The 12,523-nt window shown below is 67.1% G+C and carries 16 protein-coding genes; 9 read left to right on the forward strand and 7 right to left on the reverse strand.

Annotated features, from left to right (window positions below; genetic code table 11):
• Window positions 1-208: 208 nt before the first annotated feature.
• The 3 genes from B9C99_RS12820 to B9C99_RS12830 form a co-directional block, all read right to left on the reverse strand.
• The gene (locus B9C99_RS12820; protein ID WP_088898147.1) at window positions 209-679 is read right to left on the reverse strand and encodes a DUF4383 domain-containing protein; all 471 of its coding nucleotides are present in this window, start codon (window positions 677-679) and stop codon (window positions 209-211) included.
• Window positions 680-784: 105 nt separating this feature from the next.
• A complete protein-coding gene (locus tag B9C99_RS12825) occupies window positions 785-2,203 on the reverse strand; it encodes a DUF2254 domain-containing protein (protein ID WP_088898148.1) in 1,419 nt (472 codons plus the stop codon).
• 16 nt (window positions 2,204-2,219) lie between these two features.
• Entirely contained in the window at window positions 2,220-2,774 is a 555-nt protein-coding gene (locus B9C99_RS12830) for a DUF421 domain-containing protein (RefSeq protein ID WP_088898125.1), read from the reverse strand.
• 43 nt (window positions 2,775-2,817) lie between these two features.
• Between B9C99_RS12830 and B9C99_RS12835 the strand changes: the two genes are divergently transcribed.
• From B9C99_RS12835 to B9C99_RS12845, 3 genes are all read left to right on the forward strand, one after another.
• Window positions 2,818-3,117: a YrhK family protein gene (locus B9C99_RS12835; protein WP_088898126.1), complete on the forward strand. Its 300-nt coding sequence runs from the start codon at window positions 2,818-2,820 to the stop codon at window positions 3,115-3,117.
• 88 nt (window positions 3,118-3,205) lie between these two features.
• Entirely contained in the window at window positions 3,206-4,453 is a 1,248-nt protein-coding gene (locus B9C99_RS12840) for a cation:proton antiporter (protein WP_088898149.1), read from the forward strand.
• Between the two features lie 6 nt (window positions 4,454-4,459).
• Complete coding sequence (locus B9C99_RS12845; RefSeq protein WP_088898127.1) at window positions 4,460-5,344, forward strand: ion channel; 885 nt, start codon at window positions 4,460-4,462, stop codon at window positions 5,342-5,344.
• 29 nt (window positions 5,345-5,373) lie between these two features.
• Here B9C99_RS12845 and B9C99_RS12850 read toward each other — a convergent pair whose 3' ends face one another.
• Entirely contained in the window at window positions 5,374-5,781 is a 408-nt protein-coding gene (locus tag B9C99_RS12850) for a four-helix bundle copper-binding protein (RefSeq protein ID WP_088898128.1), read from the reverse strand.
• Window positions 5,782-6,172: 391 nt separating this feature from the next.
• Window positions 6,173-6,547, reverse strand: a complete 375-nt coding sequence (locus B9C99_RS12855) for a DUF1330 domain-containing protein (RefSeq protein WP_088898129.1) — start codon at window positions 6,545-6,547, stop codon at window positions 6,173-6,175.
• A gap of 158 nt (window positions 6,548-6,705) precedes the next feature.
• Between B9C99_RS12855 and B9C99_RS12860 the strand changes: the two genes are divergently transcribed.
• A complete protein-coding gene (locus B9C99_RS12860) occupies window positions 6,706-7,167 on the forward strand; it encodes a response regulator (protein ID WP_088898130.1) in 462 nt (153 codons plus the stop codon).
• Window positions 7,168-7,170: 3 nt separating this feature from the next.
• Here the strand turns inward: B9C99_RS12860 and B9C99_RS12865 are convergent, their stop codons facing one another.
• Complete coding sequence (locus B9C99_RS12865) at window positions 7,171-7,377, reverse strand: hypothetical protein (RefSeq protein ID WP_088898131.1); 207 nt, start codon at window positions 7,375-7,377, stop codon at window positions 7,171-7,173.
• A 229-nt stretch (window positions 7,378-7,606) separates the two neighbouring features.
• Here B9C99_RS12865 and B9C99_RS12870 point away from each other — a divergent pair, with 229 nt between their 5' ends.
• Window positions 7,607-8,950 carry an APC family permease gene (locus B9C99_RS12870; protein WP_088898132.1) on the forward strand — a complete coding sequence of 448 codons (1,344 nt, stop codon included), beginning with the start codon at window positions 7,607-7,609 and terminating at the stop codon, window positions 8,948-8,950.
• Window positions 8,951-9,011: 61 nt separating this feature from the next.
• Here the strand turns inward: B9C99_RS12870 and B9C99_RS12875 are convergent, their stop codons facing one another.
• On the reverse strand, window positions 9,012-10,076 hold the full coding sequence (locus B9C99_RS12875; protein ID WP_088898133.1) for a TrkA family potassium uptake protein: 1,065 nt from the start codon (window positions 10,074-10,076) through the stop codon (window positions 9,012-9,014).
• 216 nt (window positions 10,077-10,292) lie between these two features.
• On the opposite strand from B9C99_RS12875, the gene B9C99_RS12880 reads away from it, so the two are divergent.
• The 4 genes from B9C99_RS12880 to B9C99_RS26135 all read left to right on the forward strand — a co-directional run bounded on the left by B9C99_RS12880 (window position 10,293) and on the right by B9C99_RS26135 (window position 12,352).
• Window positions 10,293-11,012 carry a potassium channel family protein gene (locus tag B9C99_RS12880; RefSeq protein WP_088898134.1) on the forward strand — a complete coding sequence of 240 codons (720 nt, stop codon included), beginning with the start codon at window positions 10,293-10,295 and terminating at the stop codon, window positions 11,010-11,012.
• Window positions 11,013-11,366: 354 nt separating this feature from the next.
• Complete coding sequence (locus B9C99_RS12885) at window positions 11,367-11,585, forward strand: hypothetical protein (RefSeq protein WP_088898150.1); 219 nt, start codon at window positions 11,367-11,369, stop codon at window positions 11,583-11,585.
• 8 nt (window positions 11,586-11,593) lie between these two features.
• Window positions 11,594-11,743 (forward strand): hypothetical protein, encoded by a 150-nt coding sequence (locus B9C99_RS25875; RefSeq protein WP_172414940.1) that lies wholly within the window; start codon window positions 11,594-11,596, stop codon window positions 11,741-11,743.
• A 267-nt stretch (window positions 11,744-12,010) separates the two neighbouring features.
• The gene (locus B9C99_RS26135; protein WP_253250067.1) at window positions 12,011-12,352 is read left to right on the forward strand and encodes a lipopolysaccharide assembly protein LapA domain-containing protein; all 342 of its coding nucleotides are present in this window, start codon (window positions 12,011-12,013) and stop codon (window positions 12,350-12,352) included.
• Window positions 12,353-12,523 lie beyond the last annotated feature (171 nt).

Here is a 12,523-nt window from a genome sequence, read left to right on the forward strand (position 1 = left end):
GTGTGAGGTTGGCGCCGGCAATCAGCGCCGTCCTGCGGCCCGGAGCACTCCCCACTCGAGATGACCGAGCTCATTGGTGGATGCGAGTTGCCACCACTTCTGGATCCCCACGGGTCGGAAAACGTCGCGGAAGGCATGCCGGCGCTGAACCGTTCCACGCTAGATGTTCATTGACCAGTACCTTTTCACCCGATCGAGTGGTGTTCGTTCAGGACAGTGCACGCTCGTCGGTGCGGCGTCCGCGGGTAAGCAGGATGCCGAGTCCGATCATGCCGACACCGAGAGTGAAGTGCAGCCAGTCGTCGGCGCTGTTGAGCGGGATGAAGTTGATCGCACCGCCCTTGTCGATCAGCAGTCCGAACACCCACAACCCGAGGTAGATCAGTCCCCCGAGCAGCAGGTAGATCCCTGCAGCGGAGGGAACGCGGGCCGCGGTGATACCGGCGATGCCGTAGAGCACGTGGACGAGGTTGTGCAGCACGGACACCTGGAACAGTCCGAACAACATTGCGCCGGAACTGTGTCCGGCACCGGCGAGATGGTCGAGGTCGGAGGTGACACCTGGAATGAATCCGAGGATGCCGACGAGCAGGAGGACGGCGCCGACAACCAGCGCGGCGGTCTGGACCGGGGTCGCGGTGAGTGAGCGTCGAGTCGGGCGGGACGATGGAGAAGTCATCATGCGCCCCCTTTCGCACGGTCGATGCAGCATGCGCTTCTTCCGTATAGGTTTTCCGGCGTCGCTCAGCACCAAACCGCCGGGGACGGCGTAGGTCGAGGACCATCAGTGTGTATCCGACGGCTGCGGTGCGGGGCCAGGGGATGCCCAACGGTGTGTGAAGGTTTCCTCGACATCGCGGGCACGGCGCTCGAGATGGAGGCGGGTTGTGCCGTCGTGGGCGTTGATCCGCTCACGTACCAGGACGAGTTGATCGTGGATTGCGCTGCGGTGCTCCTCGGTGGTCGCCTTCCATACCAACAGGTGCAGCATCGACAGCAGTGCCCCGGCGACATCGGGGTCGGTGGCGCCGTAGATCCGCGGCTGCGTACATACCAGATCCAGCAGGTCGGCGAAGGTCGGGCGCGCGATCACCACGCGGGCCCGGTCATCGGAGTCGCACACCGTATACGGCCCCAGGCGGGCGGGCAGCAATTCGACGAGCACTGCGGTGCACGCAACCAGTCCGTGCACCGCGGTGGTCGGATCGTTGATACCCGGGGACAGGGCCCGCACCACCACATCGGTGAGCTGACGCAGTCCGTAGCCGACGTCCTGGGCGGTGGTCCGCTCGCTGCCGGTGCGCACCGCGTCGCGGATCCGGTCGGCGAGCCGGTCAGATGTCTCGCCGGCCAAGGGGTGTGGTGGGTGCACAGGCCAGCAGCGCGCGATCGGTGTTCCCGCCACGAGGGGGCTGCCCACCGGACGATCGATCCGTACCAGCGCGTCGGCGTGCACCGCCGCGGTAAGGACGGCGTGTTCGTCGATTTCGATCACGAATCCGGAACCGGTCGCTTCGACGAGGTGGGCGTGCGGTGGCGGTTCGGGCAGCGGTTGTGCAGGGCCGCTGTCGGCGGTGGCCCGGGGCAGGATGTGCGCGGCGGTCGCGCAGGTGTCGGCACGTACCTGATCGAGGATGGTTTCGATGCGGATCTGCCGGACCAGATGACCAAGGAAGAGCACCAGCGCCACCACGCTGGCGACGGTCAGGGCATACGCCAGGGTCACGGCCAGTTGGGGCACGAATTCGTTGGTGTCGGTGCCGGTCTCGTTGCGGACTGTCCGCAGCACCGTCAGCGCGTAGATGAAGGTGCTCAGGAACAAAGCCAGGGTGCGTTGCACGACCCGGTCGGCGGCGAAGGTACGCAGCAGCCGCGGCGAGTATTGGCTGCTGGCCAGCTGCAAGGTCACCAACGTGAGGGAGAACGTCAACGAAGTGACGGTGATGAGCGAGGCGGCGATCGCGCCGAGCACCTCCCGGGCCGCGTCGGCGCCACCACCGAACAGATAGCCGGCCACCGCCGGGGGCATGTGGTCGTCGACGGCGGTGTCGAGTTCGGGCACGCCGATCCCGGCGAGGACCGCGAGCAGCACCGCCACGGCCGGCAACGGCCACAGGCGCGAGCGCAGGGCCTCGGCCAGCACGCGGCGCCGCCGACGTAGCACCTCGAGCGGATTCGTGTGCCCGGTGCTCTCGCCGGTCATGGGAGCCTCCGGGGCGTCATCGACGGTCTCCATCATGCGTATCGGGTCGCCGGTCGTCGTCTGCGGGGCGGGCCACGTCCTGGAAGGCCGAGCCGTCACCGCGCTGCTCGCAGGCGATCACACTGAAGCTGCCGTCCGTTTCGAGTACCACCGCCGCGACCTGAGCCAGGTCTCCGAACCCGGAGGCACGCACCGCTTGGCGCACCTCCCCGGGACTGACCCGCTGCTGCGCCAGCGCCCGGTCGAGCAGCACTCCATCCTCGACGAGGAGGGTGGGATCGGCGGTGAGCACCGTGCGCACGCGGGGTCGGCGGGAGGAGACGAACGCGGCCAGATACTGCAGCGCCGCCAACAGCACCAGTGCCACCGCGCCCTCGGACCACGACACATCGGAGCTGAGCAGGATCGTCGCCAGCGTCGAACCGAGCGCGACGGTCACGACCAGATCGAAGGCGTTGAGTTTGGCCAGGGTTCGTTTTCCCGAGATTCGCAGTACGACCACCAGCCAGAGATAGGCGGCCGCACCGACGAGCACCACCCGCATCAGATCGGACCAGCTTCCGAACCACATTCATCGGGCATACCCGCACCTGCACGCGGGTACTCGCCCGGCCATGGCCACCGATCGCACCCGAACAGATCCGTCGCTGCAACTGTCCGTCGGCCGGGAGCAGGTCGTGATCGACAACCGATACGAGACAGCCTCGATCGTCAACGACGTCCTGATCGCGGTGTTCTTCACCATCGGCAGCGTGTTGTTCTTCTTCGACTCCACCCAGACCGCCGGCACCTGGCTGTTCCTGCTCGGCTCGCTCGATTTTCTCGCCCGGCCCGTGATCCGCCTGAGCCGGCGCACGCATCTGCGGCGGCTGGGACACCGCTCCGCTCCCACCGACCGCGACTACGACTACTGATTCTCCGAATCTCGGCCCGCACTCCCCCGAGTCACCATCGTTCGGATGGGTGACGATTGCGATGCGTCGATCCGGGAATGCGATCGTCATGCACATCGATGTCGTTCTCGCCGTGGTCGGCGGACTCGGGGTAATCGTGGCAGCGATTTCCTCGGCGATGCGCCGCCTGCCGTTGTCCGAACCCTTACTCGGTCTGGTCGCCGGGGTACTGCTCGGCCCCCAGCTGCTCGACGCCGTGCCGATCGCGCCGGTGACGGTCGAGCACGGCCTGTTCCACGAGCTCGCCAGGGTTCTCTTGGCCGTGTCCGTGATGGCGGTTGCGTTGCGTTATCCCATCGCCGCGCTGCGTCGCCACCGCCGCGCCCTGGCGGTGTTGCTGCTGGTCGTCATGCCCGCGATGGCGGCGATCTCGGCCGGACTCGGCTGGGCGGTGGCCGGTTTACCGTTGGCCGCGGCGCTGTTGTTCGGGGCCGCGATCTGCCCGACCGATCCGGTGCTGGCCTCGAGTGTGGTCACTGGCGATCTTGCCGAACGGGACCTTCCCGCCCGGGACCGACAGCTGCTCTCGCTCGAATCCGGCGCGAACGACGGCCTGGCGCTGCCACTGGTGGTCGCCGCGATCGCGGTCGCCGGCCCACTCAGCGCCGGTGCGGCGGTCAGCGAATCACTGTGGCAGGTCCTCGGCGCCCTGGTCGCCGGCGCACTCCTCGGCGCCGTCGGCGGTGCAGCACTGCGACTGGGTGACAAGCACGGCGCCACCGCACACGGCCCGGCCCTGTTGTTCACCGCTGTGTTGGCCCTGGGCATCCTCGGCGTGGCCGGTCTGCTGCACGTCGACGGGGTGCTCGCCGTATTCGTCGGCGGCCTGGCCTTCAACGCCGTCGGCACCGGCGCCGAACGGACTTCCGAAGTCGAGATCGACGAGGCCGTCAACAGGTTCGCAGTCCTGCCGTTGTTCTTCCTGCTCGGCGCCGCCCTGCCGTGGCAGCAATGGGCCGAGCTGGGCTGGAAAGCGCCCGCCTTGATGGTCGCTGTCCTGCTTCTGCGGCGGATCCCGATCGTGCTGTTGTTGCGACGGCCACTGCATCTACCGCTGCCCGACGCGGTGTATCTCGGCTGGTTCGGGCCTGTGGGGGTGTCCGCATTGTTCTATCTGACGATGGAAGCCGAACGTCTCGGCGTCGACGACGCCGTGCTCGGCGCCGGTACGCTCGTGCTGACCGCGAGCACAGTGGCGTTCGGCCTCACCGCCGCGGGCGGGCGCAAACTCTACGTCCGAGCCGTAACAGGAAGAGTCGATCGCGTGCAGCCGACCCGCGATAGGGACCGGAGGTAGACGGCAATGACGTGGTTACTCAGCGCGCTCGGCGCAGCACTCATCGCGGTGGCGCTGCGGGATATCTATGCGACCTTGTGGCATCCACACGGGCTGGGCACGCTGAGCCGCTGGGTGTTCCGAATCATCTGGTCGATCGCCGGGAGGATCCGCCGCCACGGTCGGGCGCTCGGCTCCGCCGGCCCGCTGGGCGTGATCGCCACGGTGTTGCTGTGGGCTGCGATGATCGTGACCGGGTGGGCGCTGATCTACCTGCCGCACATGCCGGGCGGTTTCTCCTTTGCCTCTGCGCTGCAGCCGCAGTCGTCATCCGATCCGGTGGCGTCGCTGTATCTGTCGCTGGTGACCGTGGCCACCCTCGGCTACGGCGACATCACCCCCGTCTATCCGGTGCTGCGGCTGCTGCTCCCGGTGCAGGCGTTGATCGGGTTCGTGCTGTTCACCGCGGCGATCTCGTGGATCCTGCAGATCTACCCGGCGCTGATCCGCCGCCGCGCCGCCGCCCGGACCGTGCATCTGCTGATCTCGACCGATTCGACCGAGGTTGCCCGCCGTGGAGAGGCGAGCATCGCGTGCGCGCTACTCGACGAGCTCACCGAGGCGTTGACCACCGTGGAGTTCGATCTGCGGCAGTACGGCGAAACGTACTTCTTCCGCGACGCCGACTCCGATCGGTCCCTGGCCGCGATGCTCGGGCACGCTCCCTCTCTGGTTCGGGCCGGGGAGGCATCGACGGCGATGGAGGTGCGCCGCGCCGCAGTGCGGCTCGAGCAGCAACTCGGGTCGCTCACCAGCTATCTCGATAGCCGCTATCTGCACACCGGAGGATCGATCGAACAGATCTGCGCTGCCTACGCCGCCGACCACCGGCACCGGACCACACCACGGTGACCCGGCGCCGGCGATGCTGCGTGAGCAGGTCAGTTGAGGGCGGCGAGCAGATCGCGGCAGGCCTGCTCACAGTGCCGGCACGCCTCGGCGCAGATCCGGCAGTGCTCGTGATGGGAACTGTGCCGGTCGCATTCGTCGCCACAGACCTGGCAGGCGGTGGCGCAGGCCTCGAGCACGGCCTTGGTGACCGTCGCGTTGTTGCCGGTCTGGCGCGAGAGGATCCGGGCGGTCGCCGCACACAGGTCGGCGCAGTCGAGGTCGGTGCGGATGCAGGTGGTCAGGTCGGCGACGGTGTCCTCGGCCAGGCACGCGTCGGCGCAGGCGGTGCACGTCTGCGCGCAGTCGGTACACGCCTCGATGCAGGCGGCCAACACGCCCGTGTCGATGTCGCCCACATTCTTCGGGTAGCTCTCGAGCATGCTCGCTGCAGTGCCCATGACAGTGCTCCTTTCCTCGGGTGACGGCTTCTTACGGAACAGCAAGTTCCGCTTCGTCTGTCGCGTACCCGAGCAAGCACGCTCTCAACATGTCGTACAGATTTTTCGGTGCCCGACAGTACCGCCGCCGCGGTGGCCCAGCCCAGGAGAATCGAAAGGTCAGGTGGGGTCGTTCATCGGACACCGCTGTGGAAAGCGGGTAACAATGGGCTGTGCGGGGGTGGTGTGCGGTTCGGCGGTGCGCACCGATGACCGCGCGCCACTCCTCGCCCATCACGGTGCCCCGACGGGTCGATGCCGTCCGGCAGCTGCACGACGAAGGCTGCCGGGCCGAGCCGGACGGTGGGGGTCACTGCTGCTCAGGAGCGCTGCTGGTCAGGAGCGCTGCTGGTCAGGAGCGCTCGGGCCACGGCACGGTGGCCTGCAGCACCGCTTCGGTCAGTGCCTCGGTGCGCCAGGTGGTCACCTGCTGGTAGTCGGGGTCGGCGACCATCTGTGAAAACGCGCTGCGGGAGGGATAGCGCACCAGCAGCACCGCATCCCACTGCTGGCCCGACTCGGCGACCAGCGCGGTCGAGCCGTCCCCGGCGTAGAGGACCTCCCCGCCGTAGCGTGGCAGAAACCTCTCGTGCAGCGCCGCGGCGTACCGGTCGTAGAGTTCCCGTCCGCCGTCGGCGAAACGCAACAGATTCAGCATCACCACCGGCCCACCGGGATCCTCGGCAAGAAAACGTTTCAGGTCGGCACCCCGCGGATCGACAGCCATGCCCGCAGTCTGACACAGCCAACGCTCGCGCTCGCGCCCGATTGCCGCAATTGGTGTCTTCACCGGGATGGGCACTCAAGACAGGTGCACCGGCGGTGACGTACCGTCGACCGCGTGCGTGCACCCTGCCGTGTCCTCCCCACCGGAAGGCAGAGACGATGACCGATCCTGCCGATCCCATCGTCGTTCTACTCGTCGAAGACGATCCCGAAGACGAGTTGATGACCCGGGAAGCCTTCGCCGACCACAAGATCACCAACGTCGTGCACGTGGTGCGTACCGGCGAGCAGGCACTGCAATTCCTGTACCGGCAGGGCCCGTACAGGGAGGCACCCGGCCCGGATCTGATCCTGCTCGATCTGAATCTGCCCCGTCTCGACGGCCGCGAGGTATTAGCCCGGATCAAGGCCGACCCGGAACTGTCTGCCATCCCCGTGGTGGTGTTGACCTCCTCCACAGCCGAAGAAGACCTGCTACGCAGCTACCGGCTGCACGCCAACGCCTACATCACCAAACCCGTCGACTTCGATCAGTTCGCGGGCGTGATCCGCACGATCGACAACTTCTTCCTGCACGTAGTGCGTCTGCCCCATCGGCCGCCGATCTCCGACGCACCGTGAGGTCTAACGGTCGGCACCCAGTTCGGGAGCTCGGACGAATACCAGTGCATCCTCGCCGGCGATCCGGTGGTCGATGATGCGGTCGATGGTCTGCCGCCACTGTGCACGCACGTCGTCGATGTCGGCGCCGGCGTCGAGTCGTTGCAAAATATTTTGTTGCGCAACGTGATAGGCCATGCGGGTATCGATGTCGAAGGAGGGTAGTGCCATGGGCCTGCACCGTACGGGCCACACGCGAGAAGCCCAAACACCCTGGTCGTCGTGAAGGCGATTGCCGAGCCGAAGGTTTCGCTAGGACGGCGCTCGTGTATCCGGATCGAGTGTCGAGTCATCGGGGCACCGTGGGCGCAGCCGCGAGAGCGGATCGGCCTGTGGTGCGACGGGCACAGCGGGCGATCTCCGCACCGGAGGCGCGCACGCGGAACGGAGGGGATCTGTGATGTCTTCCAGCACCGGCGAGACCAAGAAACTGTCGCTGATCGGCTCGATCGCGCTGGGCACCGGCGTGATGATCGGGGCGGGCATCTTCGCCCTGGTCGGTCAGGTCGCCGAACTGGCCGGCTCCGCGATACCGTGGGCGTTCGTCGCCGGCGCGGTCGTGGTGGCATTCAGTGCGTATTCCTATGTGCGCTATTCGAGTACCGATCCCTCCTCGGGAGGAATCGCGATGATCCTCACCGCCGCCTACGGTCCCGGGGTGATTGCCGGGTCGTTCTCGTTGTTCATGTACGTCTCGATGATCCTGGCCGAGAGTTTGCTGGCTCGAACGTTCGGTACCTATCTGCTGCGCCCGTTCGGGATGCAGAACTCCCCGGTGTGGGTGCCGGTGCTCGCCGTGACGGCGATCGTGGCGGCGACGGTCGTCAATCTGGTGGGTAACCGATGGGTGGAGGGCTCGGCCACGGTCACCGCAGCGCTCAAGATCGCCGGTATCGGCGTGCTGGCGGTGGCCGGAATCATCGCCACCGGGATGTCGGCGCTGTCGGATGCGCTGGTGGGACGTCCCGGCGGAGCGCCGCCGGATAGTGGACTGTGGGGATTTCTGGCCGGCACAACCCTGTGCATCCTGGCCTACAAGGGCTTTACCACTATCACCAATCAGGGTGCGGACATCCGCAATCCCGAGCGCAATATCGCTCGCTCGATCGTGATCGTGATCGCGGTATGCACCGTGATCTACCTGTTGTTGACCGTCGCCGTCGTCGGGAGCCTGTCGGTTCCGCAGATCCTCGCCGCCCGCGACTACGCCCTCGCCGAGGCCGCCGAACCCTTGTTCGGTTCGTGGGGGGTGTGGTTGACGGTGGCAGTGGCCGTTGTAGCAACGTTGTCGGGTCTGGTGGCGAGCCTGTTCTCCGTCTCCAGGTTGTACGACATGCTGCGCGAGATGAAACAAGTCCCGGGTGTGCCGGTGTCGCTCAACCGGCAGTCTCTGCTCATCACCGCAGCGTTGGCACTGGTGACGGCGAGCCTGTTCGACCTGAGCCGGATCGCGGCGCTCGGAGCGATGCTCTATCTGTCGATGGACATCGCCATCCACTGGGGAATGATCCGCCGACTGCGCCACCGGGTCGAGTTCACCGTGTGGATTCCGGCGGTGGCCATCGCACTTGATGTGCTCGTGCTCGTGCCGTTCGTCATGATGAAAGCACGCAGCGACTGGTTCACGGTGGCGATCACCACCGCGGTGGCAGCAGTGATCATCGCCGCCCAGGCGGTGAATGCGCGGCGCCACCCCCACGACGATCCCGGACAGAACAGTTCGGCAACGTCCGAGGCGAGCTGAGACGATGCCGTCCATCTGCCGGGGTCCTTCTCCCGCGTAACCCCGCCTGCCGGATCTCGACTCAGCCGACGAGGCGGCGCACCTGCACCAACCGGTCCCCGGCCTCGAGCACCCCCGCCTCGCTCGCGCCGGCGCGCAACAGCTGCCCGTTGCGCACCACCGCGACGACCGGATCGGGCAGCCCGTGCGGTGCACACCCGATCTCCTCGGCCCGCACCTGCCGTTCGGTGAGCGCAGGACCTGTCTCGGAGGTGAGCAACTCGTCGACGAGTTCGGCGCCCGTCGGGGTCGCCACGGCCAAACCGAGCATGCGTCCGGCGGTTTCCGAGGACAACACCACCGAATCCGCACCGGCGCGACGCGCGGCACGCACATTCGCCGACTCACGGATCGCCACGGTGACCGGTACGGTCGGAGCGATCTCGCGGATCGACAAGGTCACCAGCACCGCGGTGTCGTCCCGGTCGACCGCCACCACAACGGCGGTGGCGCGCCCCGCTCCGGCCAGTCGCAGCACATCGGCTTTGATGGCCGATCCTGCGATGGTCACCAGTCCTCGTCCGGCTGCGGCGGCCTGCGCGGCCGGGTCGCTGTCCACCACCACGATCTGCGCCGGGTCGCGGCCCTCGGCGAGCATCGCGTCGATTGCCGCACGACCGGTGGTGCCGTAGCCGATCATGATCGTGTGATGACGCGCTCGGCGGCGCCACCGCCGGATCCGCCGCGCCTGCCGCGAGGTCTCGGTCAGGACCGACAAGGTGGTGCCGACCAGCACGATGAGAAAGAAGATCCGCAGCGGAGTGATGAGAACAACGTTGACCAGACGCGCGGTATCGGTCACCGGAGCGATGTCCCCGTATCCGGTGGTCGACAACGACACCGTCGCGTAGTAGAGACAGTCGAACAGGGACAGACCATCACCGCGCACATCGGTGTAACCGTCCCGGTCGAGGTAGACCACCACGACCACCGCCGCCAGAGCGGCCAGGGCGGATCCGATTCGGCGGACGATGGCCCGCCCCGGGCTGGCCTGCCGCTGCGGCACCCGAACGATGCCGGTGAGGGCGAAACTCGGGCGGTCGGTGAGGGCATCGGGGCGCGCTGCGCGCCTGCCCGGCCCGGTCATCACCGTCTTCCCGCATGGCCGATCGCACCGGCCGCGACCGCCGCACGCCTGGTCGATCGCGGCGTCGCCGCAGCATTGTTGCTGCGCTGCTCGCTCCCTCACCCATATTGCCTGCATCTCGTCGAGCGCCCTAACGCGTCCGGGTTCGCCGGCAGTGCCGGGCGGGAAGCCAACGGCTGTTCGCGTTCGCCGCCCCCGGTCGGTCACTATCGTTCGATGACCGAACAACGTTGGCAGCAGGTGTCCGAGTGGCCGTTGATGGCGGCCGCGGTGGCGTTTCTCGGTGCCTATGCGTGGACCGTGCTGGGCCCGCCGGTGGGGGCATCGGCACAGTTCGCCGGGGTCATCATGTGGATCACGTGGGGGGTGTTCGCCGGTGATTTCGTGGTGCGCCTGGGATTGGCGCCGCGCCCGGGTCGGTGGCTGCTGCGCCATGGGCACGAGTTGGCGATGGTCGTCCTGCCGGTGTTCCGGCCGCTGCGCTTGCTGCGGTTGGTGACCTTGCTGGGAGTGCTGCAACGCTCGGCTGGTGCGGCGGTGCGTGGGCGGGTGGTGCTGTACGCAGCGGGCTCGACCCTGTTGCTGCTGATCATCTCCTCGCTGGCGATGCTCGACGCCGAACGCGGTGCCCCGGGCGCGTCGATCGAGACCTACCCGCAAGCATTGTGGTGGTCGACGGTCACCGTCACCACCGTCGGATACGGCGATTTCTCCCCCGTGACCATCACCGGACGGGCGATCGCAGTCGCCTTGATGGTTGCCGGTATCGCGCTGCTGGGCGTGATCACCGCAACACTCGCCTCCTGGCTCGTCGAACGCGTCGGTGAACAGGACGAGGCGAACCAGGCCGCCACCCGGGCACAGGTCGCGGACCTGGCGGCGGAGATCGCTGCGCTACGTGCCCAACTCGCCACCCGTGATGCCCGGGATCGGTGAGCTGCAGTCCTACCGGGCGATGTTCGGACCTCACCGTGCACGGATTGACTTCGAGCGAACCCAGGGATTGCAATCGCATAACCATCGACGGTCAACCACGTCAGCGCCTTGGCACGCCCACACCGGCTTACTAGGGTGAGCCATAGAAACGAAAGTGCAAGATCCATCGACGATTTGGATCTGCCCAACCGGTCGCAATGGTTGCACCACCGCAACGAACAGCATCCGGAGGGGCACGCCCCCTCCGGATGGAGTCGGCCGGATCGAGTATCCCCGGACCCCGCACCCATCCGGTCGGGACGGCCGAACGAGCACCGCGCTCGATGCGGCCGCTTTCGTGGAGTGGAGCACACGATGCGAACCAGAAGCCGCCTGTCCGGTCTGCTCACCATTCTGATACTGGCCTGGCTGATCATCGGCGCCGTCGCCGCGGGACAACGCGGATACTACGGTGACGCCTCGACCAACTGCGCCAGCGTCGGCACCATCGCGGTGACCATTGTGGCCGGACCCCTGAACTACATGGGCATCAACCCGACCGTGGACTGCGACTATCCGCAACCCACCAGCTGAGCCCGATCATGAACCCGCACTCCGCCCATCCGGCCGTGACCACCGAATGGATCAAACTGCACCTGGACCGCATGCACGTCCCGACCTCCACAGACCGGCCCGAGCGCGACGCCCCGGTCGGCGACACACGACCGAACACCTCCACCGATTCGCACTGAACTCGCCTCGGACAGCGCGTGGCGCCCATGTCGAGCACCCCGTGGAGATCTCGACCCATCACACTGCTCCCCCAGCAGTGACCTCACATCCCCCGTGCGGCCCAGGCATGTTGAAGCACGCTGAGGAACATCGATGAATCCCTACTATCCCCTCGCTGTTGCTCTCTACCTCCTCGCGGCCGTGTGGCAAGGCACCCTCGGCACATTCTGACCACCCACGGGATTGCCCCGGTGCGTGCTCCGGACCGATGAAGGGAGAAACCGATCATGCGTACCCACAACTCACACCCCGGTAGGCGTTCCGGTGACGCCGACCCAACCCCCACCGGGTCCGCAGACCACACCGCACCCGCAGCTGGAGCGGTCGAACCGACCCGCACCGGCCGGATGCTGGTGGCACTGACCATAGGAGCGGTGGTCACCGTCGCGCTGCTGGTGTTCATCCTGCAGAACACCGAACGCACCGCCATTGCCTTCCTCGGCTGGGATTTCACACTCCCGCTGGGCGTGGCGCTATTGTTCGCGGCTCTGGCGGGACTGCTGATCGCCGCGGTGATCGGCGGCGTCCGGATCTGGCAGCTGCGCCACGCCTACCGCAAAGCCCAGTGACTCGGCAGACCGTCCGAACCGGCGCCCGGTCGATCACGACGAAAGGACTCTCAATGATCCTGTCAAGCCGCCACCGCGGTAACCGGCACATTCGGTTGCCAGGTGCGGTTGTCGCGGAGCAGAGCGTAGAGAACGTCCACGCGCCGCCGAGCCAGGCAGATCGTGGCCTGG

The sequence above is a fragment of the Rhodococcus sp. BUPNP1 genome, from assembly GCF_002215235.1.
Taxonomy (GTDB): Bacteria; Actinomycetota; Actinomycetes; order Mycobacteriales; family Mycobacteriaceae; genus Rhodococcus.